The organism is Kribbella sp. CCNWLW201, from assembly GCF_037203805.1.
Classification (GTDB): domain Bacteria; phylum Actinomycetota; class Actinomycetes; order Propionibacteriales; family Kribbellaceae; genus Kribbella.
In genome coordinates this window covers 891,357-918,256 of the sequence record NZ_JBBCBQ010000002.1, presented here as the reverse complement: position 1 = coordinate 918,256, position 26,900 = coordinate 891,357, and the positions used below count along the sequence as shown (strand labels likewise).

The 26,900-nt window shown below is 67.5% G+C and carries 24 protein-coding genes; 12 read left to right on the top strand and 12 right to left on the bottom strand.

Annotated features, from left to right (window positions below):
• Window positions 1-49 precede the first annotated feature (49 nt).
• A complete protein-coding gene (locus V9K99_RS14170; RefSeq protein WP_337001450.1) occupies window positions 50-4,351 on the top strand; it encodes a rhamnogalacturonan lyase family protein in 4,302 nt (1,433 codons plus the stop codon).
• A 34-nt stretch (window positions 4,352-4,385) separates the two neighbouring features.
• Here the strand turns inward: V9K99_RS14170 and V9K99_RS14165 are convergent, their stop codons facing one another.
• Window positions 4,386-5,204 carry a helix-turn-helix transcriptional regulator gene (locus tag V9K99_RS14165; RefSeq protein ID WP_337001452.1) on the bottom strand — a complete coding sequence of 273 codons (819 nt, stop codon included), beginning with the start codon at window positions 5,202-5,204 and terminating at the stop codon, window positions 4,386-4,388.
• Window positions 5,205-5,261: 57 nt separating this feature from the next.
• On the opposite strand from V9K99_RS14165, the gene V9K99_RS14160 reads away from it, so the two are divergent.
• From V9K99_RS14160 to V9K99_RS14145, 4 genes are all read left to right on the top strand, one after another.
• Entirely contained in the window at window positions 5,262-5,747 is a 486-nt protein-coding gene (locus V9K99_RS14160) for a VOC family protein (RefSeq protein WP_337001454.1), read from the top strand.
• A gap of 322 nt (window positions 5,748-6,069) precedes the next feature.
• Window positions 6,070-7,350: an adenylosuccinate synthase gene (locus V9K99_RS14155; protein ID WP_337001456.1), complete on the top strand. Its 1,281-nt coding sequence runs from the start codon at window positions 6,070-6,072 to the stop codon at window positions 7,348-7,350.
• 76 nt (window positions 7,351-7,426) lie between these two features.
• Complete coding sequence (locus V9K99_RS14150) at window positions 7,427-7,699, top strand: hypothetical protein (RefSeq protein ID WP_337001458.1); 273 nt, start codon at window positions 7,427-7,429, stop codon at window positions 7,697-7,699.
• Window positions 7,696-8,103: a PIN domain-containing protein gene (locus V9K99_RS14145; protein ID WP_337001460.1), complete on the top strand. Its 408-nt coding sequence runs from the start codon at window positions 7,696-7,698 to the stop codon at window positions 8,101-8,103. The genes V9K99_RS14150 and V9K99_RS14145 overlap by 4 nt, the downstream gene beginning before the upstream one ends.
• A 27-nt stretch (window positions 8,104-8,130) precedes the next feature.
• Here V9K99_RS14145 and V9K99_RS14140 read toward each other — a convergent pair whose 3' ends face one another.
• From V9K99_RS14140 to V9K99_RS14130, 3 genes are all read right to left on the bottom strand, one after another.
• Entirely contained in the window at window positions 8,131-10,206 is a 2,076-nt protein-coding gene (locus tag V9K99_RS14140; RefSeq protein ID WP_337001462.1) for a serine/threonine-protein kinase, read from the bottom strand.
• Between the two features lie 299 nt (window positions 10,207-10,505).
• Window positions 10,506-11,405, bottom strand: coding sequence for an SAM-dependent methyltransferase (locus V9K99_RS14135; RefSeq protein WP_337001464.1), 900 nt, complete (start codon window positions 11,403-11,405; stop codon window positions 10,506-10,508).
• A 52-nt stretch (window positions 11,406-11,457) separates the two neighbouring features.
• Entirely contained in the window at window positions 11,458-12,159 is a 702-nt protein-coding gene (locus tag V9K99_RS14130; protein WP_337001466.1) for an SDR family oxidoreductase, read from the bottom strand.
• An 88-nt stretch (window positions 12,160-12,247) separates the two neighbouring features.
• Between V9K99_RS14130 and V9K99_RS14125 the strand changes: the two genes are divergently transcribed.
• Entirely contained in the window at window positions 12,248-12,838 is a 591-nt protein-coding gene (locus V9K99_RS14125; RefSeq protein WP_337001468.1) for a TetR/AcrR family transcriptional regulator, read from the top strand.
• A gap of 25 nt (window positions 12,839-12,863) precedes the next feature.
• On the opposite strand, the gene V9K99_RS14120 is transcribed toward V9K99_RS14125, so the two are convergent.
• Entirely contained in the window at window positions 12,864-13,976 is a 1,113-nt protein-coding gene (locus V9K99_RS14120) for a glycoside hydrolase family 88 protein (protein WP_337001470.1), read from the bottom strand.
• A 193-nt stretch (window positions 13,977-14,169) separates the two neighbouring features.
• Between V9K99_RS14120 and V9K99_RS14115 the strand changes: the two genes are divergently transcribed.
• Entirely contained in the window at window positions 14,170-15,387 is a 1,218-nt protein-coding gene (locus tag V9K99_RS14115; RefSeq protein WP_337001472.1) for an alginate lyase family protein, read from the top strand.
• A gap of 120 nt (window positions 15,388-15,507) precedes the next feature.
• On the opposite strand, the gene V9K99_RS14110 is transcribed toward V9K99_RS14115, so the two are convergent.
• Both V9K99_RS14110 and V9K99_RS14105 read right to left on the bottom strand, forming a co-directional pair.
• Window positions 15,508-17,289 carry a PA14 domain-containing protein gene (locus V9K99_RS14110; protein WP_337001474.1) on the bottom strand — a complete coding sequence of 594 codons (1,782 nt, stop codon included), beginning with the start codon at window positions 17,287-17,289 and terminating at the stop codon, window positions 15,508-15,510.
• Between the two features lie 76 nt (window positions 17,290-17,365).
• The gene (locus V9K99_RS14105) at window positions 17,366-18,193 is read right to left on the bottom strand and encodes a siderophore-interacting protein (RefSeq protein WP_337001476.1); all 828 of its coding nucleotides are present in this window, start codon (window positions 18,191-18,193) and stop codon (window positions 17,366-17,368) included.
• A gap of 113 nt (window positions 18,194-18,306) precedes the next feature.
• Between V9K99_RS14105 and V9K99_RS14100 the strand changes: the two genes are divergently transcribed.
• The 3 genes from V9K99_RS14100 to V9K99_RS14090 are packed head-to-tail and all read left to right on the top strand — an operon-like array spanning window position 18,307 to window position 21,662.
• A complete protein-coding gene (locus V9K99_RS14100) occupies window positions 18,307-19,377 on the top strand; it encodes a FecCD family ABC transporter permease (RefSeq protein ID WP_337001478.1) in 1,071 nt (356 codons plus the stop codon).
• Complete coding sequence (locus tag V9K99_RS14095; RefSeq protein WP_337001480.1) at window positions 19,374-20,420, top strand: FecCD family ABC transporter permease; 1,047 nt, start codon at window positions 19,374-19,376, stop codon at window positions 20,418-20,420. The genes V9K99_RS14100 and V9K99_RS14095 overlap by 4 nt, the downstream gene beginning before the upstream one ends.
• A gap of 3 nt (window positions 20,421-20,423) precedes the next feature.
• Window positions 20,424-21,662: an ABC transporter ATP-binding protein gene (locus V9K99_RS14090; protein WP_337001482.1), complete on the top strand. Its 1,239-nt coding sequence runs from the start codon at window positions 20,424-20,426 to the stop codon at window positions 21,660-21,662.
• 200 nt (window positions 21,663-21,862) lie between these two features.
• Here the strand turns inward: V9K99_RS14090 and V9K99_RS14085 are convergent, their stop codons facing one another.
• From V9K99_RS14085 to V9K99_RS14070, 4 genes are all read right to left on the bottom strand, one after another.
• On the bottom strand, window positions 21,863-22,594 hold the full coding sequence (locus V9K99_RS14085; RefSeq protein WP_337001484.1) for an MBL fold metallo-hydrolase: 732 nt from the start codon (window positions 22,592-22,594) through the stop codon (window positions 21,863-21,865).
• Window positions 22,576-23,208 (bottom strand): hypothetical protein, encoded by a 633-nt coding sequence (locus V9K99_RS14080; protein WP_337001486.1) that lies wholly within the window; start codon window positions 23,206-23,208, stop codon window positions 22,576-22,578. Before V9K99_RS14080 ends, V9K99_RS14085 begins: the two co-directional genes overlap by 19 nt.
• A 226-nt stretch (window positions 23,209-23,434) precedes the next feature.
• Window positions 23,435-23,806: an FKBP-type peptidyl-prolyl cis-trans isomerase gene (locus tag V9K99_RS14075; RefSeq protein ID WP_337001488.1), complete on the bottom strand. Its 372-nt coding sequence runs from the start codon at window positions 23,804-23,806 to the stop codon at window positions 23,435-23,437.
• A 143-nt stretch (window positions 23,807-23,949) separates the two neighbouring features.
• On the bottom strand, window positions 23,950-24,813 hold the full coding sequence (locus V9K99_RS14070; RefSeq protein WP_337001490.1) for an alpha/beta fold hydrolase: 864 nt from the start codon (window positions 24,811-24,813) through the stop codon (window positions 23,950-23,952).
• A 122-nt stretch (window positions 24,814-24,935) separates the two neighbouring features.
• Between V9K99_RS14070 and V9K99_RS14065 the strand changes: the two genes are divergently transcribed.
• Together V9K99_RS14065 and V9K99_RS14060 are read left to right on the top strand one after the other, a co-directional pair.
• Window positions 24,936-25,652: a hypothetical protein gene (locus V9K99_RS14065; RefSeq protein ID WP_337001492.1), complete on the top strand. Its 717-nt coding sequence runs from the start codon at window positions 24,936-24,938 to the stop codon at window positions 25,650-25,652.
• A 3-nt stretch (window positions 25,653-25,655) separates the two neighbouring features.
• The gene (locus tag V9K99_RS14060; protein ID WP_337001494.1) at window positions 25,656-25,931 is read left to right on the top strand and encodes a hypothetical protein; all 276 of its coding nucleotides are present in this window, start codon (window positions 25,656-25,658) and stop codon (window positions 25,929-25,931) included.
• 7 nt (window positions 25,932-25,938) lie between these two features.
• Here V9K99_RS14060 and V9K99_RS14055 read toward each other — a convergent pair whose 3' ends face one another.
• A complete protein-coding gene (locus V9K99_RS14055; protein ID WP_337001496.1) occupies window positions 25,939-26,787 on the bottom strand; it encodes an SMP-30/gluconolactonase/LRE family protein in 849 nt (282 codons plus the stop codon).
• Window positions 26,788-26,900 lie beyond the last annotated feature (113 nt).

Genomic DNA, 26,900 nt, shown 5'->3' with positions numbered 1-26,900 from the left:
GAACGCTTTCCGCAGGCCCGTCCGCCTACGTCCCCGCCAGGAGTTCCCCATGACCGCACCACCGCCCAGACGCATGCGCCGACTGGTCGCCGTACTGGTCTCAGTAGCGCTGGCCACGCTACTGCCAGTCCCAGCGCATGCTGCTGAGACAGTCCATCGGTTCGACTTCGGTACGCCGGACAGTCCGGTGGCCGAGGGCTACACCGGAGTCGGAGCGCTGCAGTACGACGCCACCCGCGGCTACGGGTTTGCCGACCCGACCAAGGTGACCACGACCGATCGCGGCGGCAGCGACCCGATCCGGCAGGACTTCGTGACCGTCGGCAGTACGTCGTACCTCGTGGACCTGCCGAACGGCGACTACACCGTCTCCCTCACCGCAGGCGATGCCGCTGAGGCCAGCGAGATCGCCATCACCGCCGAGAAGATGGCCAAGGTCCAGTTGACCGCCAAACCGGCCGGCGAGTACCTCACCATGACGTTCCCGATCTCGCTCGTCGACGGCCAGCTGAACCTGGACTTCAGCGGTACGGCGGCCAAACTCAACTCGCTCGTGATCAGTCGCCAGCCGGCCCGGACTGCGGGCGCGAAGCCGACCGTCTTCATCGCCGGCGACTCGACCGTGCAGACGTACGACCCCGGTTTCGCGCCGCAGGCCGGCTGGGGTCAGATGATCAACCGCTTCTTCGACACCGACGTGCTGTTCGTGAACAAGGCGATCGGCGGCCGCAGCTCGAAGAACTTCATCAGCCAGGGCCGTCTGGACGAGATTCTCGGCGCGATCCGGCCGAACGACTACCTGTTCGTCCAGTTCGGCCACAACGACGCGACCCAGGGTGTCGACGACCGGTACGCCTCGCCCGCGGACTACAAGGAGTACCTGCGGACGTACGTCCACGGCGCCAGGCAGCGAGGAGCGATCCCGGTCCTGGTGACGCCGGTGTCCCGCCGCAGCTTCGACCCGGTGACGCTGAAGTTCAACGTGAGCTTCCCGGAGTACGTCGACAAGATGAAGGAGCTCGCCACCGAGGAGAACGTCGCACTGGTCGACCTGTCCGCCTCGAGCCGCGCCTACCTGGACCAGATCGGTCCCGAGGCCGCCAAGGCGGTCTTCCTGCACGTCGATCCGGGCATCTACCCGGGCCGCCCGGCCGGAACCGTCGACGACACCCACTTCCAGGAGTACGGCGCCATCCAGATGGCCAGACTGGTCGCGACCGACGTTGCCGCGCTGGACATCCCGATCGCCGACCAGGTGGTCGAGGTGCAGCCGCCCGCGACCGTGCCGGCCGCACCGACCGGACTGATCGCCACCAGCATCTCCAACGCCGGCGCGACGCTGAAGTGGACGGCCGCGGCGGGTGCTGACATCTACCGCATCTACCGCGACTCGACCTTGGTCGGCACGACGACAACCGCCAGTTCGGTCGTACAGGGCCTCGCCGAGGGACAGACGTACTCCTACCGCGTGACAGCCGTCAACGGCCGCGGCGAGTCCGCACCCTCGGCGGAAGTCACGTTCACCACCAAGCGCGCCAAGTACAAGTTCGACTTCGGTCCGGCCGGCTCACCGGTGGCAGCCGGCTATACCGAGGTCACCCGGTTCATGACGTACACATCCGAGCGTGGCTTCGGCTTCACGCAGGCCCCTGAGGCGCTGGGCGACAGGGATCGCGGCAGTACGGCGGGAGTCCCCAACGACCTGCAACGCGACTTCGTGCTGTCCGGCAGCCCGTTCGAGTTCAAGCTCGACGTGCCGAACGGGACCTACATGGTCAAGACCTACAGCGGCGACTGGATCGGCACCACCCGGACCGACTTCACCATCGAAGGCCGGGCCTCGGGCAACGGCAACGCCGGCCGGGCCAGCGTCACCGAGCGACTGCACGGACCGGTCTCCATCGGCGACAGCCAGCTGAACGTGGTCATCGGCGGCGCCGGCTCCCGGCTGAACGGCATCGAGGTCACCCCACTGCTGGTCGCGCCGACCGGTGTCAAGGTGGACGCGACGCCCCAGGCCGTGACCATCTCCTGGACCGCAGCCGACGACGCAGCCGGCTATCGGGTCTACCGCCAAGGCCCGGAGAACCCCAAGCCGGTCAAGATCGCAGACACGACCACACCAGGATTCGTGGACACCACAGTCGTCGCAGGTCTCACCTACGACTACTCCGTCACAGCCATCGACAACACTGGCCTGGAGTCAGTGCCCTCGGCCACGGTGACGGCAGCCGTCATCGACCAGGCGGTACCGGTGCCGGCTGCGCCGAGGCTGCTGATGCTGCACGACATCGACAAGACCGAGCTCACCCTGCAGTGGCAGCTGGTGGACTCCGCATCGACGTACCTGGTCGCTCGTTCCGAAACCGCGGATGGCGTGTACCAGGTGATCGGCCTGACCACGGGGAAGTCCTTCACTGACAAGGACGTCCTGACCACGATCAAGTACTACTACCGTGTCTCGGCGGTCAACGCGGGCGGTGTCTCGGCGCCGTCCACGACACTGGTCACTCCTGCGGTGACGGTGCTGAAGCGTCAGGCGGAGTACCTCGACCGGGCGCCGTCCGCCGTACCGACTGCTGATGGCAAGGTGCTCCTCGGCTGGCGGCTGCTGGGGACGGACCGTCCGGAGCTCGGGTTCAACGTGTACCGCAACGGCGTCCGGATCAACCCCAAGCCGATCAAGACGTCGACGAACTTCCTCGACGCGGGCGGTACGGCGACCTCGAAGTACGTGGTGACTGCGATCGACGACGAGCGCGAGTGGCCTGTCACCACCGTGTTCGGCACGTGGGCGAAGAACTACTTCTCCGTGCCGCTGGACAAGCCGGCCGACGACTACACGAAGGACGGTCAGCCCTACAGCTACAGCGCAGGTGACGCCAGCGTGGGTGACGTCGACGGCGACGGCAAGTACGAGATCATCCAGCTCTGGTCGCCGTCGAACGCCAAGGACAACTCACAGGCCGGCTACACCGGCATCGTGTACCTCGACGCCTACAAACTGGACGGGACGCGGCTGTGGCGCATCAACCTGGGTCCGAACATCCGGGCAGGTGCTCATTACACGCAGGTCCAGGTGTACGACCTGGACGGCGACGGCCGGGCCGAGGTGACGATGAAGACGGCCGACGGTACGGCGGACGGCGCCGGCACCGTGATCGGCGACCCGAACGCCGACTACCGCAACAGCTCCGGCTACGTGCTGACCGGACCGGAGTACCTCACCGTGTTCGAAGGACTCACCGGCAAGGCGTTGGACACCGTCGAATACACCCCACCGCGTGGTGACGTCGGGGCGTGGGGTGACACCTACGGCAACCGGGTCGACCGGTTCCTGGCCGGTGTGGCCTACCTGGACGGCGAGCACCCGAGTGTGGTGTTCTCACGCGGCTACTACACCCGCGCCGTACTGGCGGCGTACGACCTGGTCAACGGGAAGCTGAAGCAGCGGTGGGTCTTCGACTCCAACGACGAAGGCAGCGAGGGCGGCTACGGGATGGGCAACCACAACCTGTCCGTCGCCGATGTCGATGCCGACGGCAAGGACGAGATCATCTTCGGCTCGATGGCGGTCGACGACGACGGGTCGTTGCTCTACAGCACCGGTCTCGGGCACGGCGACGCGTTGCACGTGTCCGATCTGGTCCCGGCACGGCCAGGTCTCGAGGTGTTCGCCGCCCATGAGGACATGGGGCGCAGTGGCAACCGGGGTGCGACGATGCGGGACGCCCGGACCGGCGAGATCCTGTGGGACATCCCGGCTGACCGCGACACCGGCCGGGCCGCGGCGGGTGACATCGACTCGCGGTACCCAGGTGCGGAAGGCTGGGCGGTCGGTGGTGATGCGGCCTGGAACTCGCGCGTCGGACAGCTGAAGTCGTCCACCGGTGAGTTGCTGTCGACAACCATCCCGGCGGCGAACTTCCTGGCCTGGTGGGACGGCGACCCGCTGCGCGAGATCGTCGACCACGACTGGAATCCCACCACCTCGACAGGTACGCCGACGATCGCCAAGTGGGACTGGCAGACGCAGACCGTCGGAGTGCTGCTGTCGGACGTCGGTGCACGATCGAACAACGGCACCAAGGGAACGCCGGCCATCCAGGCCGATCTGTTCGGTGACTGGCGTGAGGAGATCGCCTGGCGCAGTGCGGACAGCTCGGAGCTGCGCATCTACAGCACGCCGTACCAGACCGATCGGCGTATCCACACACTGATGCACGACCCGGTCTACCGCCTCGGCGTCGCGTGGCAGAACACCGCCTACAACCAGCCTCCGCACACGAGCTTCTTCATCGGCGAAGGCATGACCCAGCCCAAGCCACCAAACATCGTGTACGCACGCTGATATCCGGTGGCGCGCCTCTCGAAAGGGAGGCGCGTCACCGGTAGGTGATCTGGCGTTCGGCGGCGGCGCGGGCGGCGTATTCGGCTGGGGTGAGGCCGATCTGCTGCTTGAACTCCTTGGAGAAGTGGGCCTGGTCGAAGTACCCGAGCGATGTCGACAGCTCGGCCAGCTCGGCGGCCTCGCCGTTTGCCAGCAGTTCCGCGCCGTCGTGGAGGCGGTAGCGGCGAAGGACCCATTTCGGACCGACACCGACGTACCGCCGGAAGAGCCGTTGCAGCGTGCGGATCGGGACGCCGAACTGCTCGGTGATCTGGTCGACTCGGGCCACCGAACGGTCCGCCGCCATCGTCGTGACGATCTCCCGGACGAGCTCGTACGACGGATCCGGCGGCGCGAGGTGATCGCGCAAGAAGGCCTCGAACACGGCGCGACGCCGTACGTCGGAATCCGCCGCGAACATCAGGTCCGCGAGCCGATCGCCGTCCGGGAACACCGCGGTCAACGGCAGCACCTGGTCGCGGAACGACGCGACGTCCAGCCCGGTCACCGCACCGAACCCGCCGGCCCAGAACTTCACCCCGAACGCGCGTCCCCGGCCGACCAGCTCGCGCTCGAACTTGCGGGTGCAGACCCCGTTCACGAACGCGCCGCCCGGTTGCTCGAACGTGACGTTGACACTCGGGAACGGCAGCACCTCGGCCGTGTACGGCTCGTCCAGATCCCACTCGACGATCCAGTACCACTCGACGAACCGGCCGACCTCGGGCCCGGCGGCGAGCCGGCTCAGCGTCCGGTGCCGGGCCTGTTCCCGCGGATGCAGGATGCCCTTCTCGCTCTCCGACGGCGTGCTCAATCTGCCTGTCGCTTTCTTACAAGACCAGTACGACGGTCTGCACGTTGACTAAGGGGTATGACGACGAACACGGTAAACCCCATCCCCGACGGTTATCACTCGCTGACCCCGTACCTCGCCGTACCGGACGGCCCGAAGGCGATCGAGTTCTACCAGTCGGTGTTCGGGGCCGAGGTGATCAGCCGGCAGGACATGCCGGACGGGCGGGTCGGTCAGGCGGAGCTGAAGTTCGGGAACTCGATGCTGCAGTTGAGCGACCAGATGCCGCAGATCGGGCTGCGGGCCCCGAACGGCGAGTGGGTGCACTCCTCGCTGGTGCACTACGTGCCGGACGTGGACGCGACGTTCGCGAAGGCAGTGGAGGCGGGGGCGACGCCGGTGGAAGAGGTGCAGACGTTCATGACCGGCGACCGGTACGGGACGGTGATCGACCCGTTCGGGCACCGGTGGGCGATCCTGACGAAGGTCGAGGACGTCTCGCGTGAAGAGGCCGATCGCCGGGTGAAGGAGTGGCTGGCCTCGAACCCCGCAGACCTGCAGTAGGCCCGGTTTCCTTGAGAACAAGGAAGCGGCCCGCCGGAACCGTCCCCTGCGGCAGTTTCGGCGGGCCGCTGACTAAGAGTGTGCACGCGATCACGGAAAATGGCAACCCGTTAGGTGATGAAACATATACTTCAAGTGATCGTTTCAGTCCTGTGGACGGTGAGCGGACCGGTGGACCCGGTTCCGGTAGGCTTTGGTCGCAAGAGCTCGGATGCGTTGCCGGATGAATGTCCGGTGAACGTCTCCGGGCTTCACCGTTTCCAGCGTCGGGCTGTCGCGGACTCGTGAGGTCGTCGGCCGGCGCGTGAAGAGGAGGGCTGAGATGCCCGCAATCGTGCTCGTCGGCGCCCAGTGGGGCGATGAGGGCAAAGGCAAGGCGACCGATCTGCTCGGCAACACGGGCGAGGTCATCGACTATGTGGTGAAGTTCAACGGCGGTAACAACGCCGGCCACACGGTCGTGATCGGCTCCGAGACGTACGCACTCCACCTGCTGCCGAGCGGGATCCTCACCCCCGGGGTCACCCCGGTGATCGGCAACGGGGTCGTGGTCGACCTCAGTGTGCTGTTCGTGGAGCTCGACGCGCTGGAGGCCCGCGGGGTGGACACCTCCCGTCTCGTGGTCAGTGCGAGCGCTCATCTGATCCCGCCGTACAACCGGACGCTCGACAAGGTGACCGAGCGGTTCCTCGGCAGCCGGAAGATCGGGACCACGGGTCGTGGCATCGGGCCGACGTACGCGGACAAGATGAACCGGATCGGCATCCGGGTCCAGGACCTGTACGACGAGAAGATCCTCGAGCAGAAGGTCACCGGCGCGCTGGAGCAGAAGAACCAGCTGCTGGTGAAGGTCTACAACCGGCGCGCGGTCGAGATCGCCGAGGTGATGGACGAGCTGCTCGGGTACGCCGAGCGCCTCCGGCCGATGGTGGCCGACACCAGCCTGCTGCTGAACAAGGCGCTGGACGAGGGCAAGACCGTGCTGATGGAGGCCGGTCAGGCGACCCTGCTCGACGTCGACCACGGGACCTATCCGTTCGTCACCTCCTCGAACGCGATCTCCGCGGGCGCGTGCACCGGCTCCGGTATCCCGCCGACGCGCATCGATCGCGTGATGGCGGTCGTCAAGGCGTACACGACCCGCGTCGGCGAAGGTCCGTTCCCGACCGAGCTGCTGGACGCCGACGGCGAGTGGCTGCGCCAGCAGGGCGCCGAGTTCGGTACGACGACGGGCCGGCCGCGCCGGTGTGGCTGGTACGACTCGGTCATCGCCCGGTACGCCGCCCGCGTGAACGGCGTCTCCGACTTCGTCCTCACCAAGCTCGACACCCTGACCGGCCGCGAGACGATCCCGGTCTGTGTCGCGTACGACGTCGGCGGCGTCCGGCACGACGAGATGCCGATGACCCAGACCGACTTCCACCACGCGGTCCCGGTCTACGAGGAGTTCGACGGCTGGTCCGAGGACATCTCCGGCTGCCGCACCTTCGACGACCTCCCGAAGGAAGCCCAGACCTACGTCCGCGCCGTCGAGTCCCTCAGCGGCGCCCGCATCTCCGCCATCGGCGTAGGCCGGGAACGCACCCAAATAGTCATGCTCTGACAGCACTCACGCCAACCACCCGGGTGTCACGCCCGGGTGGTTGGCTTTGGTCATACCGTGGTCATACCATCGGCGTATGGCCGTGAAGAAGAAGACTCTGTCGTTCGACGAGGACCTGTGGGCAGCCGTCGAGCGGCGGGCTCGCGAGGCGGAGACGACACCCTCGGCCTACATCAACGAGTTGGTGGCCAAGAGCGAGCGGTTGTACCGGGGGCTGCAGGCAGTGTCGGACTGGGAGTCCGAGCACGGCGCACTGTCCGCGGACCAGCTCGACTGGGCGGACCGGGCGCTGGCGGACGCTCAGCGCGAGGCTGCCGACGATGAGGGTGCGGGGAGTCCGAACGCGTGACGCAGTTGGTCTATGACGCCGGTGCGCTGATCGCCGCCGAGCGAGACGACCCTCGGCTGTGGGCGATCCACCTACGAGCACTGATGCGCGGCATTGAGCCCAGCGTTCCCGCCGCAGTGCTGGCCCAGGTCTGGCGGGGTCACAAGCAACGTGGTCTTCGGCGGCTCATCGACGGATGCGACGTCGTACCGCTCACTCAGGACCTTGCGACCAGGGTCGGTGAGTTGCTGGCCGTCGCCGATCGGGCCGATGTGGTCGACGCCCAGGTCGTGGCTTGTTGCTTCGCGTCGGCAGCGACCTGCGTGACCTCGGATCGAGGGGACATCGCGCATCTGGCGGAGGCGGCGCGCACCGGTGCATGGCGCGGCAACACGCGGTGGAAGGTGCCGATCGTCTCGCTCTGACCGCAAGCACCTGCGTCTCTGCTTGCTTCAGCGGCCGATGAAGGGGAGGTCTCGGATGAAGGGAGCGTCGCGGAGGTCGTCGAGGGTGGGGCGGTTGTTGAGGTCGGGGGTCTGGATGGGGGTGCGGGCCCAGGTAGAGCCGTCGCCTTGGGTGGCGCTGTAGAAGGCCGCGGCGCCCAGGGCCAGGAGTACGGCGGCGACCGTGGCCGAGAGCCAGTGGGGGCGGAAGGCTGTGCGGGCGGCGATGTGGGCTCCTCGGCGGAGTGAGCTGCCGCCGGGGCCCCACCAGGCGAAGAAGAGTGCGGTGAGTGCCGCGCTGCCGAAGCCGACCGCTGAGAGCGGCTGCCAGTCGAGGCCGTTCGCGGTGGCGACCACTCCGGTGACGATGCCTCCGACGACGACTCCGGTGAGCAGCGGCAGGATCAGGCACGGCAGGGTGATGAGTGCCGCGGTGACGAGTTGCAGCGGTGTGGAGGCCGCGGCGACCACACCGTCGGAGCGACCGGAGCGGCCGCGCATCTGACGACGGCGCATCAGGGCGGTGCTGGAACGGTCGACAGTGCGCGCGATCACGAACAGCACGATCGCCACCAGCGAGCCGAGACCCGGATAGAGCGCAACAAGCCCGGTCAGCGCGACCATCAGGCCCACGACCACAGCAGTGCGCTTGCCGGTGGCAGGAGCCCGCTGCGGCTTCCCCTGGTACGGATTCACCTGGTACGGCGAGCCGTCGCCACGCTCCTGCGGCTGCGGCGGACCGGGCTGCTGGTACGGCGCGGGAGGCTGACCCTGGTACGGCGACGGACCCTGGTACGGCGCTGGACGCTGGTACGGCGAAGTCGGCGGAGCCGCGTAGCCCGGCGAGCCCTGGTAAGGCAGCGGCATCGCAGCCGGCGCAGCCGCATTCGGCGCCGGACTGTAGATCGCCGGATGACTGGCCGCCGGTCCGCCAAGAGCCCCACCAGCCCCCGCACCACCCAGCACGGCACCACCAGCACCAGCACCAGCCGCACCACCGAGCGCCGCGCCGGCACCAGCACCCGCAGCCTTCCGTGCCGCTGCGGCGTCGCGCAGCTTGTCCCGGATCGGTGCGAAGGCGGACAGTGGCGGGATCACCGGCGGAATGAGCTGCGCAACGTCAGTTGGCGACGGATCAGAGCCCGAGCCGTCCTCCTCCGGCATGACCCGAGTCATCTGCGCAGTAGGTGGGTTGAGCTGAATGGTCGGGGGAGCGACCAGCACCGTGGGCTTCTCACGGGGTGGCAGGGCGTCTCGTCCCTCGGCGTACCGGTTGAGGCCGGTCATGATCTCTTCCTGGGTCGGCCGGTCGCGCCGGTCTGGCGAGAGCGCCGCGGCGAGCAGTGGCTTCAGCCGCGGGTCCAGCCCCTCCAGGTCGGCCTGGCCGCTGTGCACCCGGTGCAGCACGGCCTCGAACGGTCCTTTGCCGAACGGACGCCGTCCGGTCGCCGCGAACGCCACGGTGGCCGCCCAGCCCCACCAGTCCGCCGACTCCGACACCGTCTCGCCCTCGATGAGCTCGGGTGCCAGGTAACCCGGTGTACCGATCACCAGGCCGGTCTGGGTGAGTCGCAGGTCGTCAGCGGCCTGAGCGATGCCGAAGTCGATCATCACCGGTCTGCCGTTGAACATCATCACGTTGCCCGGCTTGAGGTCCCGGTGGATGACTCCGGCCTGGTGAATCGCCTGCAGCGACTCCGCGAGGCACCCGGCCACCGGCAACCACTTGCGCGGCGTCAGCGGTCCGCGATCGTCCACCTGCTCGTCCAGCGGCCGGCCCGGTACGAACCGCGTCACCAGGTATGGCTGGTCGCCTTCCAGGTCGTGGTCGAGAATGCCGGCCACGCCAGGGTGGCTCACTTTCCGCAGTGTGGTCGCTTCACGCTGCAACCGGGCCCGCGCGATCGGGTCATGCGCGACGTGCGGCCGCAGTACCTTCAGCGCGACCTCTTGGTGCTCGGGTCCTTCGGCCAGGTAGACGACACCCATGCCGCCCTGCCCGAGCCGCCGGATCAACCGGTACGGCCCGACCCGCTCCTCCACCTCCTCCACCGGCGTGGAAGGAGGTCCCCCTGTCGCTGACATGCCATCTACGGTACGTCGGCACCAGACCAATCAACCGCGATGGCGGCCGACCCGTTACCAGCCCACCGGCGTGCTGGGCTGAGGTCGCTGGCCAGATCCTTGCGAACAGCGCCCGCTCGGTCACTGACTGGCACGGCTGAGTTGGTGCTGGTCGGACTGGACGGGCCGGTCGAGGTGACCGGGCTGCACGGCCTGCAGTTCAAGGCGCGAGCATTCCGCCGAGGTCGCCGACGGGATCGCTGCCACGATCGAGTGCGCCCGCGACCGCGACCTGCATGTGGTTGCTGCGGGCAACTGAGTTAGCGGCGGCGGAGGAGGACGCCGCGGCTGCCGCGTTTGCGCAGTAGCGCGCCGGCCAGCTCCTCCAGTCGCGGCGGCACGAGCTCGATCTCCTCTTCGGCTGACCATCCCGGCGGCCACACTTGCCGGGTGAGCTCGCCGGCTTCCAGCGCGACGAACAGGTGATCGGTCGGGAATCGATCGAGCAGGCTGAGGTCCTGGCCGTAGTACAGGACCTCGATCAGCAGGTACGCCGACCCCGTCAGTCGGGCCGTGGTGGCGAGATCCTCGAAGCTGTGTGGGTGGACGCGTACGTCGCCGGTGACGTTCGACCGCAGCCGTTCGAGGAGGAGCGCGTTCGGCTCGGTCGCGTCGACCGAGTACCCGTCGGCCAGCAGGCGTCGTGTCAACGCACCCTCGTGTGCTCCCACCTCGATCACCCGACCCGCGATCGGATCGAGGTGACGCCGCACCCACGCAACCGTCGCGTCCAGGCGTTCCTGTTCGTACGGCGATTCCGCGACCTCGACCGGGTCCAGGACAACTGGTGCACCGGCCGGTGGAGTCTGCCGGACCGGGCCCCCGACGGCAGCCGTGATGTCGAGGGCCCAGCGGCCGTGGGTGGCCCGGGTGTCCGACGGGTGGTGGGTCCAGACCGTGAACGGGATGGCGCCGGCTTCGCGGACGATCGCGGCGGCCGCGGTCGCCGGTGAGAACGGCTTGTCGCTCTCACCGGAGCTGGCGTGCAGGGCCGCGATCGCCGCGAGACGACCCTCGAGCGGTATGCCGGCGGGCAGCTTCAGATAGACCCCGCGCTCGGCGGCGACCAGGTGAACCTCACGGCCATGCGCTGGGTCCAGGACGGACAGGAAATCGGTGACGGCATCTTCGGGACGGAGAACGGCGAGGACGTCAATCATCCTGGTCCAGTTTACGCAACGTCCTTGCCGAAAGTTGTCGGCCGCGTGTCGATCAGTTGACGAGTTGCGGGTAGAGGACGGTCAGATCCTGGGAGACGGCGGCCTTCGCGCCGCGGGCGGTGTCGTCTGCGAGGACCTCGAAGGCACCCGCCTCGATCCCGTCGAGTGCTTGCTTGGCGATGTCCTCGGGGCGGGACTTCGGGGCGTCGACCGCGGTCACCATGTCGGTGTCGACGTACCCCATGTGTAGCCCGGTGACGCCGATCCCGCGGCCGAGCAGTTCGAGCCGGATCGCGTTGCTCTGCAGCCAGAACGCCGCCTTGGTCGCGGCGTAGGCGCCGTGCGCGGCGACCCAGGACAGGGCGGAGTGGGCGTTCAGGATGTGGCCGCCGCCGTTGCGCTCGATCACCGGGACCAGGGCGCGGGTCAGGTTGAGCGGACCGAAGAAGTTCGCTTCGAAGACGGCGCGGACGTCCTCGATCGGCGCGTCCAGGTAGGTCTCCGGCGAGCTGGCGCCGGCGTTGTTGATCAGGACGGTGACGTCCGGCACCGCGGCGACCAGAGCGTCGATCGAGGCCTGGTCGGTGATCTCGAGCGGCAGCGGTACGACGCGCGGGTCGGTGCTCGGCTTCGGATCGCGGGCGGTGGCGTAGACCTTCGCGACGCCCCGGTCGAGCAGGTCCTCGACGATCGCCTTGCCGATCCCGCGCTGCCCGCCGGTGACGAGGACGACGGCGCCTTCGAGTGTGGTCATCTGAAACTCCTTGAGAGGAAACTGATCTGTTTCCCACACAGTAAACCGATCGGTTTCCAGAAGCAAATCCAGCCGGTACTCTCGTTGCATGACCACCTCGGCGACACCCCGCGAGCGGCTCCTGGACGCCGCGGGCGAACTCTTCTACCGCGACGGCGTCAGCATCGGTGTGGACGCGCTCTGCAAGGCGGCCGGGGTGTCGAAGAAGTCGATGTACCAACTGTTCCGCTCCAAGGACGAGTTGATCGCGGAGAGCCTGGCCAGCCGCGGGCCGTCGTACCAGACGCTGCTGCACCCGGGCCCGGAGGACGACCGGCCGGCCCGGGACCGGATCCTGGCGGTGTTCGAGCGACAGGACCAGATGGTTGTGGAGGGCAATTACCTCGGCTGCCCCTACGTGAGTACGGCGATCGAGCTGAAGAACCCGGAGCACCCGGGCTCGGTGGTCGCCCGGCACTTCAAGCAGCAGCTGACCGACTTCTTCCACCGGGAGCTGGTGAAGGCGGGCGCGGAGGATGCGGGCACGCTCGCGATCCAGCTGACCATCATCTTCGACGGTGTCAGCGCTCGTGCGGTCGTTCGAGCCCAACCCCTCGGTGGCGTCGGCGTCGCAACGGCCGCGGCACTGCTGGACGCCGCCGGTGTGCGCTCTGGCGAGCTGGCGACCCAGGCAGGGTGAACCCCGCCCGGGTCGCTCGCGCAGGTCAGGTGGTGAGAGCGGCGAGTTCCGCGCCGGCCAATAGGAAGGCGCCGACGCCGAAGTCGGCGGTGGACTCGTAGGTGACGGGCTGGCTCGACTCCGGCCGGTCGCCGACCTTCTGCACGTAGCCGAGGAAGCCGTCCGGGTGGACCGCGGTCGCCACCATCCCGTTCCAGGCTTTGGCCGCAACTGGCAGATATGTTGCGGCGGGCAACAACCCGGTCCGGACCGCGTAGCCGGCCGAATAGGCGAAGAACGCCGTACCGCTGGTCTCCGGTCCGGGAAGGTGTTGCGGGTCGGTCAGGTTCACGTTCCAGAAGCCGTCGGTGCGTTGGATGGGCCGTAGTGCGGTGACCAATTGGGCCAGGCTGGTCTTGTACTCGGCGACGTTGGATTGGTTCGCCGGGAGTACCTTCAGGGTCTTGACGTGACCGGCCGCGACCCAGCCGTTGCCGCGCGACCAGACGACCGGTTTCCCGTTCGGTGACACGATTCCGTCCGGCCGGAACCGCTCGTCCCGGTACCACAATCCGCTCGACGGGATCCACAGTTGCCGGGTCCGCTTGGTGTGGTTGTACAGCTGGTAGAGCTTCGTCCAGTACGACGAATCGCCGCGGAGCCGGCCGATCCGGGCGAACGGCGGCATCGCCATGTGTAGCGCGTCGCACCACCACCAGTCGTCGATCTTGGTGCTGTTGACCATCCGGCGCAGGGTGTCGGTTGCCGCGGTCAACTTGTTCGCCGACGGTTCGAGTTCGTACAGGTCGAGGTAGGTCTGGATGCAGTTGTGGTTGTCGGCATGCCGGGTGGTGACGCCGCCGGGGATGCCGTAGTTGTGCTTTTCGGCCCAGGCGCGGGCGTACTGGTGGTAGCGGGCCTCGCCGGTCAGCCGGTGGGCCGCCATCAGGCCGCTGAAGAAAGTGGCTCTGGCCCACCCGTTGTCACCGGAGTCGGTGTGGGTGGCGATCCAATGGTCGGCGACCCGCCGGACCATGGCGATGATGTCGGCCCGGCTGGGCAGTGCGCTCGGGGGTGGGGCGGCGGTGGCGGTGACGGAGGGTAGTGCCGGGGCGGCCATGACTGCGGTTCCGACGGTCAGGAACTGGCGTCGTTTCACGGGACAAGACCTCACTCTGTTCCACGGGAAATGGGACACTTTCTTGGGTTGTTCCATTGTGAATTTCGTACCTGCTGGGATATTGACGCGCTCACCGTCCGTCGTCAAACTTTCGCAAAGACCCTGCGGTAGTGCCTTCGGGCACACGGGGGAGACGCAGTGTCCTACCGCCCCGAAGAACAGGACATCCGCCATGCGAAAGAAACCCCTGGTCCTGGTCGCTGCCTGCGCGTTACTGGCGGCCGGTGCCCTCAGCAACCAAGCGGTCGCCGCATCCAGCCCTCAGCCGCAGCAGACCGCCGTACCCGCGCCGGCTGACGCGCCGGCCGTGTTCACCCATCCCGGTGTGGGAGTGAGCCGGGCGCAGCTGGACTTCGTCCGGGCCAAGGTGCAGGCCGGTGCGCAGCCGTGGACGAATGCGTTCAACCAGGCCAAGAGCAGCAGCTATGCCTCACTGAGCCGGACACCGAAGCCGCGTGCGGTGGTCGAATGCGGCTCGTACTCGAACCCGAACTACGGCTGCACCGACGAACGTGAGGACGCGATCGCGGCCTACACCGACGCGCTGCTGTGGTACATCACCCGTGACGATCGCTATGCGCAGAAGGCGATCCAGTTGATGGACGCGTGGTCTGCGACCATCCGCGATCACACCAACAGCAACGCTCCGCTGCAGACCGCATGGTCGGCGTCGTCGTGGCCGAAGGCCGCCGAAATCATCAAGCACGTGTACGGCAACTGGCCGAACGCGGGCCGATTCGCCACCATGCTGCGCAACGTCTACCTGCCCGAGATCATCAACGGCTCGAACTCCAACGGCAACTGGGAGTTGAGCATGACCGAGGCGATCCAGGGCATCGGCGTGTTCCTCGACGACAAGACCGTCTACGACAAGGCGATCTCGCTCTACCGGGTCCGCGTGCCGGCCTTCGTCTATCTGGAGTCCGACGGCCCGCTGCCGAAGACGAAGCCGAGCCAGAACCTCAACACCCGCGAGAAGATCATCGCGTACTGGCAAGGACAGGACACCTTCGTCAACGGGCTGACCCAGGAGACCTGCCGCGACTTCACCCACACCGGGTACGGCATCTCGTCGATCTCGCACGTGCTGGAGACCTCGCGGATCCAGGGCATCGACCTCTACCCGGAGTTCGGTGAGCGGCTGCGGCACGCGCTCGGGTTCCAGTCCCGCTGGGAACGCAACCTCGAGCCGGTACCGTCCTGGTTGTGCGACGGTTCGGTGCATCGCGGGCTCGGCCCGATCACCGAGGTCGGCTACAACGCCATGCATACCCGCCTCGGCTACGCAATGGCGAACACCCAGGCGCTGACCGAGTCCCGCCGCCCGGCCGGCGCCAACAACCTGTTCGTCGCCTGGGAAACCCTCACCCACGCCGAGAACCCGTCCTGACGACCGGTGAAGCGGACCTGCACCACTCACCAACCACGCATGGTGCGTGCACTCGGCGCTCAGACGCCGGTCTGCACCTCGCGATTCCGGTGTTTGATGAGTGGGGCAGGTCCGCTGGTGTCAGGCCGCTGGGGTCAGGCGAGCGGCTGGGATGACCTGGCGGGCCAGGTTCGGCGAGGACCAGGCCAGCTGGGCGATCGCGTCGTACCCGTTCTCGTAGTACTCCAGTCTGATGTCGTGCTTCCCGGCCGACAGGGCGATGCTGCCGACGTCGTCACGTTTGGAGTGATCGGTCCATGCGTCGATGAGGAGTTGTCCGTCGACCCACAGCCGTACGCCGTCATCCGTCGTGGTGATGAAGCTGTACGTCGCTGCAGCCGGTACGTCGACCTGTCCGGTCCACCGCACGCTGAAGTTGTCCACGGGTACGGCGGCCGACGGCGTACCCATGCCCCAGTCGAAGTTGACCGTCGAGTCGACCCGGGTGAGGGCGACAGGTCCAGTGAGGTCGCGTGAGCCGTAGTACTCGCCCTTCAGGCCCTGGTCGGCCAGGACCAGCGTGGTGACTGAGCGGGCTGGCAGTGTCAGGTTGGCTGTGCCGTTGGAGATGGACAGGGTGCCAGTCTGGTGTGGGGTCCAGTTGTCGTTGGTGCTCTGCCAGACCTGGGCGCTCCCACTGGTGTAGCCGGTCAGGTTGAGGCTTGTGGTCGTGGCAGCGGTGTCTGCGTTGACCAGGACGATGTTCTTGCCTCCAGTGGATGCGAAGGCACGCAGGAGGTTGCTGCTGGACGTCGTACTCACGACGGTGCCACCGAAGCGGCGGAACAGGCCCTCGCCGGTGAACATGCCCAGACCGTGGTAGATCGGTGTCGGTGCGCTGACCGGAATGCCGCCTTCGCCTTCTGTGCTGGTGATGCCCAGTCCGGTGTTCTTGGCGAAGTTGCCGTTCTTGTCGCCGTACAGGAGGGTCGAGACACCCGACTCCAGCATCGTGCCGAGTGCGGCGGAGCCCCACACAGTCGCCAGGTGCGAGAGCATCAGTGTGCCCTCCGGATCGGAGTAGTCCATGTTCCACTCACCGATCTGGATCGGGATCTGCCGTCCGGGCACCAGTCTGGCGATGCGCGCCTTCAGGTCGGCGATGGCGGAGCTGTAGCTGTCGATCGCCGTGGTCAGCAGCTGCTCCGGGGTGTAGCGCGTGTACCCGGCGCCGTAGTCGTGGTAGTCGATGAAGTCGACCCGGCTCCCCGAAACGGCCAGGAACGTGTCCATGTACGGCGTACCGTTCTGCGGCTCGTACGACGCCAGCGCAGGACCACCCACCTCGACGGACGGGTCCAGCTCGTGCAGGGCGTCGTGCACCTGGTTGTAGCGGGCGCTGTACTCGTCCGCGGTCATCTTCTTCGGGTTGTCGTTGTTGTCGTGCTCGTTGCCGTAGATGAACTTCCGGACCGGCGTACCGGTCGCCTTGAAGTGGTTGTAGATGCTCTTGGCGTCGGCAAGGTCTTCGGCCGCGGTACGACGTCCGTCCGCGGGCAGGATGAGCATCGGCTCGGCACCGAGCTCGCGGATCGCGGTGACCCAGGCGTCGCCGGTGATGGCGGTGTCGCAGTACGAGCCACCGCAGACGAGTTGGCCGTTGGCGTCGTACGTCAGCTCCATCCGGAGGATGCCGAAACCCTGGCGGCGGAGGTTCTCACGGTGCGTGGTGTCGTTGGTGATGTAGCGCTGGTTGCCGTACCCGGTGATGTCGAGGCCGTAGTCGTTTGCGTCGAGCTGCGTCACAGGTGTGGTGAAGTCGACCGTCACGGTGGCGGTCGCCGCGCCTTGGGCGGGGGTGCTGGGCAGACTGAGTAAGGCGGCTGTCAGGAGTGCGGCAGCCGCCGTGAGCTTGGTGCGCATGGCGCGGAGTGTGTCAGCTCCGGACCGCGGTCGGCCCGATTGTCGCTGTCAGGTTCCGGTCAGTTTCCGGAACTGGTCAGATCTGCGCTTCGCCGCGCTTCCAGTAGCCCTGGAAGGAGATCGCGCTCTTCGGCATCCCGGCCACGTTGACCAGGTGGCGGCGTACCGACTTGATCATCGACGACTCGCCGGCCACCCAGGCGTAGTCGGCGTCGTACGGGAGATCGGCGGATTTGAGTGCCTCGAGCAACGACTTCGGGCCGTCAGGCGTTGGTGCGATCCAGGTGATGTCGGCAGTGCCCGGGGTCGGCAGCGGGCGGATGTCGCGGAGGTCCGGGACCTCGACGAATACGGTCGCGTGCACGGTCGCCGGCAACTGCTCGAGGATCCCGGCCAGCGCGGGCAGCGCGGTCTCGTCGGCGACGAGCACGCGGCGGATGCTGGTGGTCGGCGGGACGTAGTCGACGCCCGAGTGCAGCAGGCCCTTGGTGCTGCTGGTGTCGACCGCGAACGGCAGGATCAGGCCGAGTTGGTCACCGATCTCGGCCTCGCTCACCCACGCGGAAGCGGGCCCGTTGACACCGTGCAGGACGAACTCGATGTCGATCTCGGCGACCTCGGGACGGAGTGCACGCACGGTGTAGGTCCGCATGATGAAACGCTCGTCGACCGGCTGCGCGCACCACTGGGTGTACCACTCGGGGCCGGTCGGGAGCTTGAGCTCACTGCCGTCCGGCGGCGCGAGCAGCACCTTGATCCGCTGATCCGGCCCGGCCGTCACCGCTTCGGCGATCCGCGGTGCGACGAAGGTCACCCGGCGCAGGTGCGGGCTGAGGTCGTCGACCGCCGCCACGGTGGCGAGCACCGCGTCGAACACGATCGGCCGCTCGAGCACAGTCGTCATCGTGGTTTCTCCATAAACTACGCAGGGGGAGGGCTCAGATGCGGACCCGCGGACGGCCGGGTTATTCTGAGGCGTCTAGAGGTTAGCCTTACCTAAGAGGATCCCAAAGTCCAATGCCCCCGCCCACCGCTGTGGCCGACGCCACAAGCCCAGACGCCGCTGCCCCGTCGCGCCCGCGGCGGACCCGGCGGGCCACCCTGTTCCTCGGACTGTTCGGCTGTCTGGCCCTGCTCGTGCTCGTGACGTTGCTCAGCATCGCGGTAGGTTCGAAGCAGATCCCGCTGTCGACCGTGTTCGATGCTCTGCGCCACTACAACGAGGCGAATACCGATCACGTGATCATCCGCTCACTGCGGGTGCCGCGGACTGTGATCGGCCTGCTCGTCGGCGCCGCGCTGGGGCTGTCCGGTGCGCTGATGCAAGGCGTCACCCGGAACCCGCTGGCCGACCCGGGCATCCTCGGCGTCAACGGCGGTGCCGCCCTTTTCGTTGTCGCGGGCATCTACTGGTTCGGTCTGACGAGCCTCACGTCGTACGTCTGGCTCGCGTTCGCCGGCGCGGCCGCCGCGTCGATCGCGGTGTATCTGCTCGGGTCGCTCGGCCGTGAGGGTGCGACGCCGGTGAAGCTGGCCCTGGCCGGTGCGGCGATGACCGCGATGCTCGGCTCGCTCACCACCGCGCTGCTGATCGGCGACGTCGACACGTTCGACCAGTTCCGGTTCTGGGCGGTCGGATCGCTGGCCGGCCGCGGTTGGGACATCGCCACGCAGGTCGCGCCGTTCATCCTGATCGGGATCGTGCTGGCGCTGGTCTCGGGGCGCGTGCTCAACGCTCTGTCCCTGGGTGACGAAGTGGCCAAGTCGCTCGGTCAGCGGGTCGGACTGGCCCGGTTGTTCGTCGCGGTGGTCGTCGTACTGCTCTGTGGAGCCGCGACCGCGGCCGCGGGACCGATCGGTTTCATCGGGCTGACGATTCCGCACGTGGCCCGGCTGGTGACCGGTCCGGACTATCGCTGGATCCTGCCGTACTCGATGCTGCTCGCACCCATCCTGCTCCTCGGCTCCGACGTCCTCGGCCGGGTCGTCGCCCAGCCCGGTGAACTGCAGGTCGGAATCGTCACCGCGGTGATCGGTGCGCCGTTCTTCATCGCGCTGGTGCGGCGGCGGAAGTTGGCGGACCTGTGACGACGACGACCGCTGAGGCAGTTCAGATCATCGCCCGTGCGCGGGCGGTCCGGCAGGCGCGTTCGCTCGCGGTGATCGTGGTCCTCGCCGTACTCGTCTTCATCGCTTTCTGCGTCTCCCTGTCGCTGGGCGACTTCAAGATCCCGGTCCTCGACGTGGTGAAGACGCTGTTCGGCGGCGGCGACCGGGCGACCGAGTTCATCGTCAACCGGCTTCGGTTGCCCAGGGCACTCACCGGCCTGATGGTCGGAGCGGCTTTGGGCATGTCCGGCGCGATCTTCCAGAGCATCGCCCGCAACCCGCTGGCCAGCCCCGACATCATCGGTGTCACGTACGGCGCCAGTGCGTTCGCCGTGTTCGCCATCATCACGTTGGGCCTGACCGGCGTGGCGGTGTCGATGCTCGCGATCGCCGGCGCGGTATTGACCGCGTTCATCATGTACGTGCTGGCCTGGCGGAACGGGGTGTCGAGTTACCGGCTGATCCTGATCGGGATCGGCATCGGTGCGATCGCCACCAGCATCACGTCGTACTTGTTGACCAAGGCAAGGGTCGAGATCGCCCAGCAGGCGCTGATCTGGCTGACCGGGAGCCTGAACGGCCGGGACTGGTCGAACGTCCGGTCGATGGGGATCACGCTGGCGGTGCTGACTCCGCTGATCGTCTACTTGGTCCACCGGCTGCGGATCCTGCAACTCGGCGACGAGACGGCGTACGGGCTGGGGCTGCGGGTGGAGAGCTCGCGGCTCGGGCTGATCGTGATCGGCGTCCTGCTCGCGGCAGTCGCCACGGCCGCGGCCGGGCCGATCGGGTTCGTGGCATTCGTCGCGCCGCCGATCGCACGACGGCTGACCCGGTCGCCGGGGCCGGCGATGATCGCGTCCGCGTTGCTCGGTGCGCTCGTGGTGGCGTTGTCGGACCTGATCGCGCAGCACGCCTTCGGCGACACCCAGTTGCCCGTCGGTGTGGTGACCGGCGTGGTCGGAGCGCCGTACCTGATGTTCCTGCTGGCCCGGGCCAATCGAGTCGGGAGTGGTGGCTGAGAGATGGAGAACCCTGTGGATCGCTCGCACAGCTTGGCTGCTGAGAACCTGGCGGTCGGGTACGACCAGCGGGAGATCATCCATGACCTGTCGGTGCGGATCCCGACCGGGAAGATCACCGTCATCGTCGGCGCCAACGCGTGTGGCAAGTCGACCTTGCTGAAGACGCTCGCGCGGCTGCTGAAGCCCGCACGCGGAACGGTGCTGCTGGACGGCAAGAGCATCCAGTCGATCCCGACCCGCGAGGTCGCCACCAAACTGGGACTGCTGCCGCAGTCGCCGACCGCGCCGGAAGGGATCACGGTCGCCGACCTGGTCGGGCGCGGGCGGTACCCGCGGACGCGCTGGATCCGGCAGTGGACCAAGACCGACGACGAGGCGGTCGCGGCCGCGATGACGTCGACCGACGTACTGTCGCTGGCCGACCGGCCCATCGACGAACTCTCCGGCGGGCAGCGGCAGCGGGTGTGGATCGCGATGGCGCTGGCGCAGGAGACCGACATCCTGCTGCTGGACGAGCCGACGACGTTCCTCGACCTGACCCATCAGTTCGAAGTACTCGACCTGCTGGTCGACCTGAACAAGCAGCACGAGCGGACGATCGTGCTGGTGCTCCACGACCTCAACCAGGCCTGCCGCTTCGGCGACCACCTGATCGCCATGAAGGACGGCGCCATCGTCTGCGAGGGCGACCCCAGCGAGGTCATCACCGAACCCGTCGTCCACGACATCTTCGGCCTGGCCGTCAAAGTCATCCCCGACCCCGTCGCGGGCACCCCCATGGTCGTCCCCCTAGGCCGCCACACCACCCGCCACGACCGCCCCCAAGACACCCTCCCACCCGAGACCGAGCCGGCTCCCACCGACACCCCGCCGCCCTCGGCCGAACGCGCGTCGGCCCCCACCGCCCCCGCGTCGGCCGCAGGCGTAGCTGGTTCAGCTCCGCGCGAGGCCCCATCGGGCTCCGACAACACCGCGTCGCGCTCGGGCGTGGGTGCGTCGGCCTCCGCCGACCCGGCGTCGGGCTCGGGTGAGGGTAGGCCGGGTTCTGGCGACGCCCCGTCGGGATCAGGGGAAGGTGGTGCGGGCTCGAGCGATGCTTCCGCCAACACCACCTCGACCCCCGACGAGGGTGCGTCAGGCTCGGGCGCGGACCGTGGCGCCCTGTCGGACAACCCGGCTGCTCAGGCATTGGCGGCCAGCGCTCTCGCCAACGGAATCTGTCGCCCCACCGACCGCTGACACACGCGGCCGACTGTCGCGCATTCGAGGGATATCCCCCGGGTTGAGGGTTCTCTGGTCGTGTGGGAGGGGAGGAGCCTGGGGTGCTGGGGATATCCCCTCGTGTTCGGGTCGGCGAAGGGGGAGCGTCGTACGGGATGGTCCGAGTGGTGGGGTCGGCGGGTGGTTGGTGGGGGTTGAGGGGATGTCCGGTTGGGTGGTTAGGGGAGCGGGAGGTGGAGGCCGTCTTGGGCGGTGGGCCAGGGGGTTTGGTCGAGGGATAGGGCTGTGGGGGATGGGTGGGTGAGGATCAGTTGGTTGCAGGTGAGGCGGTGGCGGTGGGTTTCGAGGGTTTGCAGGTCCAGGTGCCAGCGGATGGGGGTTGGGCTGTAGCCCTCGCAGAGGAAGAGGTCGGCGTTGTCGGCCGCTTCGAGGAGTGCGTCGGTCCACTCGGTGTCGCCTGAGTACGCGAGCGATGCGGTGGGTGTTTGCAGTCGTACGGCGTAGGCCGGGGCGCCGGATGCGTGGCGGACCTCGTACGGCGTGATGCGGAGGTCGCCGAGTTCGCGTGGACGACGGTCGGTGTGCTCGAGTACGTCCACCTCGAAGCGGCGTCGTACCTGGGATGAGCCGGGGTAGAGCGTGTCCATTGCGGCGGTCAGCCGGTCACGTGTTCCCGGCGGGCCGACGACGGTCAGGTCACGCGTCCGCCGACGGAACTGTCCGTCGAGGATGAGGAACGGCAGCCCGCCGAAGTGATCCCCGTGCAGATGGGTGATGACGATCGTCTCGATCTCGTTCGGATCGAACTGTTGCGCACGAAGCGCGGTCAGACTTGTCGCACCACAGTCGACCAGCACGCGCGGCACCTCGTCGACGGCGACCGCAATGCACGTCTGAAATCGCCCACCCGATCCGAACGCGTCTCCACTTCCTACGACTGTGACGTCCATCCAGTCACCCTGCCACGGACCTGGTACAGAGTCAGGCCCGCCAAGAGTGCGCCGAGGGTGCCGAGACCGAGGTCGCCGAGGGTGTCGGTGTAGGCGGTTTGAAGTTCGGGGGAGGTACGGATGAAGGCGACGTACTCGCCGAGTTCCCAGATCACCGCGGCGGTGGCGCCGAAGCCCAGTGCGACGAAGGCAGTGAGGCCGCGGGACAGTGTCGGTGGGGCGAAGGCCAGCAGGACGCCGGCGGTGAGGAGGGCCCAGAGGATGAAGTGCATGGCGTCGTCCCACCACGGCACCGTGTCGAAGAGGTTTAGGCGGTTGCCGATCAGGTCGACCAGCCAGGGGAGCGTGATCAGCAGGTCGGCGTGCCACGGGAAGCGGTTGTGGAGCTTGCTGCGCGCCTGGCCGTACGCCCACCACCACAGCGGCAGCACCATCGCACCGAGTGGGTAGACGATCAGTCGTGCGGTCGTCGCCTTGCCCTTGATACCGCTCAGGTCCGGCCAGATCAGGGCCGATAGCAACAAACCGAAGAGCAGGATCTTCGCGGCCAGAGCGGCGTACCGCACCCCGTTCACCCGTGCGGTGGGAACCGTGGTGGCAACCATCGTCGTCATGCCTCCCAGTGAAACCGAACCGCTGGGCGAGGCGGATGAGTACAACTACGGGAAGGACCCCCGCGATGTTCGCCATTGTGGCGGATCGCGGGGGTCCTGGGACAGAGGCAGACCGCGACTCCGGCTGAGCGGATCGATGGTGCGCTCAGAGAGCTGTGCGGTCGAGCGGAAGTACTGCGGTCAGCTCACGCCAACCAGGTCGGACGAAGGGTCGACGACGAGGTGGTCAGCTGACGCTGATCAGGTCTACGACGAAGATCAGGGTCTCGCCGGGCTTGATCGCGCCGCCCGCGCCGCGGTCGCCGTACCCGAGGTGCGGCGGGATGACCAGCTTGCGCCGGCCGCCGACCTTCATCCCCTGGACGCCGGTGTCCCAGCCCTGGATGACCTGGCCGACGCCGAGCTGGAAGGCCAGCGGGGCGCCCCGGTTGTACGACGCGTCGAACTCCTCGCCGGTCGAGTGGGCGACACCCACGTAGTGCACGTTCACCCGCGACCCGGCCTTGGCCTCATCACCCTCACCGACGGTGATGTCCGTGATTTCCAGCTCCGCCGGCGGCGGTCCGTCCGGAAAGTCGATCTCTGGCTTGTCAGTCATGCCCCCCAGCTAAGCAGACGTCCCACCCGGCGTCCGCCCAGGGCCGGTTCCACGCGCCGGATCCCGTCCGATTGCCGGAGTTGTCGAGTGGCGCCGTACCGGTGGAGTGAAGGTACGGCGCCACGCGACACCTCGCGCGAGACCTAGCGGGCCAGGACCTCCCGGAGTTTGGTGGCGAATTCCTCTGGTTTGCCTGGCATGCCGTACTCGTTGCCGAGGAAGCCGCCGTGGTTGCTGGGGAAGACGACCGGGGTCAGGCCGAGGCGTTCGGCGACTGCGGCGCCGCCGCGGCCCGCGAGTTGGTTGGAGGACTCTTCGCCGACGGCGAGGATGATCCGGTCCTTGGCCTTGTCGAGGGCGTCGAAGTCGGGTTGGTACGACGTACAGCCGCGCATGTTCTGCCCGAGGAGGGCGTCGTCGCGGGAGCCGTCGTCCTCGCTGGGGAGGCCGAACATCGCCGGGTCCGGCGCGGGCTGCTTGGTGTAGTCGGCCGGGATCTCGCCCTCGAAGCTGACGATCGCGATGAACTTGGCCATCCCCGCGCCCAGGCCGTCGCGCTGGTACGTCTCGCAGATGTCCTCACAGGCGGCCAGGGCTGCCTCGCGGTCCGGCAGGATCCCGGCGAGTGGTGGCTCGTGAGCGACCAGGATGTTGATCAGGTCAGGCCGTTTGGCCGCCAGTGCCAGCGCGTTCACCGCGCCGCCGCTGCTGGCGAAGAGGTCGACCGGGCCGGCGTCGAGCGTCTCGATCAGGGTGACGAGGTCGGCGGCGTGGTCGTCGGGTGACAGCTCGCCGGCACCGTCGCTGCGGACACTCCGCTCCACGCCACGCGGGTCGTAGGTGACGACCGTGCGATCGGTGAAGTACGACGCCAGGGTGGGGAAGCCGCTCGCCCCCATTGGTGACCCGATCAGCAGCAGCACCGGCTGATTGCTGAGCTCGCCGCGTACGTCGTACGTCAGGGTGGCTCCGGGTACGTCGATCGTGCTGGTGACTGGGTCCGGCATGACAGCTCCTCGTTGAGCGTCCCATCCCCCTAGGTGGGACTCGTGACCGCGAGCCTAGACCGGTCTCGGTGGTACAGACCAGGACCTCAACCTGCACCCAACCGGCATTAATCTCGAACTCCATGCGGAAGAAACTGGTCTTGCTCGTTGCGGTGATGTTCGCAACCTCTCTTCCGGTAGGCACCTCGACTGCGGCGCCTGCAGCCGAGAACTACGGTCTGTACTCGCTCATGTTCGAGAAGGCGGCCGGCCAATACTGGGCGGGCCCGTCCGCGGCTGGGCAGTGGGCCTGGACCCCGCTGAGCGCCACCGAGTCCGACATCTCCTGGGGCGACCCGAAAGCCTGGCCGCCGAAGTCCGCCGAGCGCTTCATCCACGACGGCGACTGGGTCCTGCTCGACGGCTACAACGACGGAGCCGGTCGTCCGCTCACCCAGATCCAGCGCGTTACGTCGGAGAAGATCGGCGACGCCAACTGCGCCAACCTGAAGGACATCCCGTCAGCGAACGGCCGCCAGCACTACGTCCAGTGGAACATCCCCACTACCGGCTACTGCCTGGACGCGACGGGCACCATCAAGCCGCCGAACGGCTCCACCACCGTGAAGTTCCGCCACCTCCAGAAGTGGCTGCCGCCGCACCCGTGCTCCAACCCCTACTTCACCGGCCAGACTTGCATCACCCAGTTCGAGCAGTGGTGGGACGACAACCAGCACCTGTACTCGCTCCAGCTCTCTCGCACGATCGAGATAGCCCGAGGCCTCGGTATGGCCTTCACTAACCGCACCACGGTCCCCGTCACCTGGAACGCTGACGCTCGCTACTACTGGCACTACTAGTTGATGAGCACGGTTGCCTACCTGCTGCTCGTCCTGCTGGCAGCACTCATCAGTAGTCAGCTGCTGATCCTCATGGATCGTGGTGTCCCCGTCCGCAAGCGCTTCCGGGACCTGAGCGAGGGTGGTGACGCCTGGTTTCTCCTGGCCGTCGTCCTGCTGCTGGGCTCCACTGTGGGAGCCTTCGCCGGCAACTTCCTTGACGCTCCGGGACAGGGCGCAACAGTCGGGCTGATCAGTGCCGGCGCGGCGTGGATCACCGGTGTGGTGCGGTTCCGCTAGTGATCGCTCACGGCCAGCCGGCCTTGGGAGTGGAGGCTTTATGGGTCAGGAGGCGTCCGGTGGCGCTGGATAGGAGTCGGTCCAGGTTGGCGTCGAAGGGCTCGTCCATGTGCCAGTCTGCGGTGAGCATGTAGAGGGTGCCGTCGCCCAGGGTGCAGGCGAAGCAGGCGTGGTCCAGGAGGACCGTCTCGAGGATCTCGCCGCCCTCTGCGATGCGTTCGCAGGATGGCTGGCCCTCAGTCCAACTGGGGGCCCAGATGGCGCCTTCGGCATCCATGCAGATGCCGTCGCCGGTGCGTGGCGCCCAGACTCGGCGGTTCGACAGCGTGCCGTCGTCGGCGATGTCGTACGCCGTTAGCTGGGCGGCGAAGGACTCGACGATCACCAGGGTCGAGTTGTCTGGCGTGATCACCATGCCGTTGGGGAACGCCAGTTCGTCGGCGACGCGTCGTACCGAACCATCCGGGGTGACCAGCAGGATGAACCCGGGCCGCTCGTCCGAGCCTGGCTCGAAGTCGCAGCCGCCGTTGACGTAGATGTTGCCGCGGCCGTCGACGACGATCTCGTTCAGACCGCCGTACGACGACATGTCCGTATGCGTGACCAGGTCACCAGAGGCCTCCTGGCGAAGCAGCAGCCCCTCCGGCCCGGACACGATCAGCAGTCGGCCGTCCGGCAGCCAGTCGATCGAGAACGGAAGAGTAGTCGGCACGCGAGCCATCACCTCGCGCTTACCGGACGCGTCTACGGCCAGCACCTCCTGTGCACCCCAGTTCGAGCACCACAGTCGTCCATCGTGCCAGCGCGCCGACTCGCCGATCATGAGTCCGGTCAGCAGTACCTCAGGTGCAGACATGTCAAGGCTCCTCTCACCTAGTGTCACCCTCTACACGATTGGCACCGCCCCGGATCGACAGTTCTTCGGACGTCGGCGGGCGGCCCGCGCCGGGTGCACTAGGCTGATGGCCC

What these genes read in the sequence shown, in the direction of transcription:
- V9K99_RS14100 (WP_337001478.1), top strand. Translation starts at nt 18,307, where the DNA reads ATGCCCCCGCCCACCGCTGTGGCCGACGCCACAAGCCCAGACGCCGCT.
- V9K99_RS14085 (WP_337001484.1), bottom strand. Translation starts at nt 22,594, where the DNA reads ATGGACGTCACAGTCGTAGGAAGTGGAGACGCGTTCGGATCGGGTGGG.
- V9K99_RS14160 (WP_337001454.1), top strand. Translation starts at nt 5,262, where the DNA reads ATGACGACGAACACGGTAAACCCCATCCCCGACGGTTATCACTCGCTG.
- V9K99_RS14070 (WP_337001490.1), bottom strand. Translation starts at nt 24,813, where the DNA reads ATGCCGGACCCAGTCACCAGCACGATCGACGTACCCGGAGCCACCCTG.
- V9K99_RS14110 (WP_337001474.1), bottom strand. Translation starts at nt 17,289, where the DNA reads ATGCGCACCAAGCTCACGGCGGCTGCCGCACTCCTGACAGCCGCCTTA.
- V9K99_RS14055 (WP_337001496.1), bottom strand. Translation starts at nt 26,787, where the DNA reads ATGTCTGCACCTGAGGTACTGCTGACCGGACTCATGATCGGCGAGTCG.
- V9K99_RS14125 (WP_337001468.1), top strand. Translation starts at nt 12,248, where the DNA reads ATGACCACCTCGGCGACACCCCGCGAGCGGCTCCTGGACGCCGCGGGC.
- V9K99_RS14080 (WP_337001486.1), bottom strand. Translation starts at nt 23,208, where the DNA reads ATGACGACGATGGTTGCCACCACGGTTCCCACCGCACGGGTGAACGGG.
- V9K99_RS14065 (WP_337001492.1), top strand. Translation starts at nt 24,936, where the DNA reads ATGCGGAAGAAACTGGTCTTGCTCGTTGCGGTGATGTTCGCAACCTCT.
- V9K99_RS14140 (WP_337001462.1), bottom strand. Translation starts at nt 10,206, where the DNA reads ATGTCAGCGACAGGGGGACCTCCTTCCACGCCGGTGGAGGAGGTGGAG.
- V9K99_RS14135 (WP_337001464.1), bottom strand. Translation starts at nt 11,405, where the DNA reads ATGATTGACGTCCTCGCCGTTCTCCGTCCCGAAGATGCCGTCACCGAT.
- V9K99_RS14090 (WP_337001482.1), top strand. Translation starts at nt 20,424, where the DNA reads ATGGAGAACCCTGTGGATCGCTCGCACAGCTTGGCTGCTGAGAACCTG.
- V9K99_RS14130 (WP_337001466.1), bottom strand. Translation starts at nt 12,159, where the DNA reads ATGACCACACTCGAAGGCGCCGTCGTCCTCGTCACCGGCGGGCAGCGC.
- V9K99_RS14150 (WP_337001458.1), top strand. Translation starts at nt 7,427, where the DNA reads ATGGCCGTGAAGAAGAAGACTCTGTCGTTCGACGAGGACCTGTGGGCA.
- V9K99_RS14105 (WP_337001476.1), bottom strand. Translation starts at nt 18,193, where the DNA reads ATGACGACTGTGCTCGAGCGGCCGATCGTGTTCGACGCGGTGCTCGCC.
- V9K99_RS14155 (WP_337001456.1), top strand. Translation starts at nt 6,070, where the DNA reads ATGCCCGCAATCGTGCTCGTCGGCGCCCAGTGGGGCGATGAGGGCAAA.
- V9K99_RS14170 (WP_337001450.1), top strand. Translation starts at nt 50, where the DNA reads ATGACCGCACCACCGCCCAGACGCATGCGCCGACTGGTCGCCGTACTG.
- V9K99_RS14075 (WP_337001488.1), bottom strand. Translation starts at nt 23,806, where the DNA reads ATGACTGACAAGCCAGAGATCGACTTTCCGGACGGACCGCCGCCGGCG.
- V9K99_RS14115 (WP_337001472.1), top strand. Translation starts at nt 14,170, where the DNA reads ATGCGAAAGAAACCCCTGGTCCTGGTCGCTGCCTGCGCGTTACTGGCG.
- V9K99_RS14060 (WP_337001494.1), top strand. Translation starts at nt 25,656, where the DNA reads ATGAGCACGGTTGCCTACCTGCTGCTCGTCCTGCTGGCAGCACTCATC.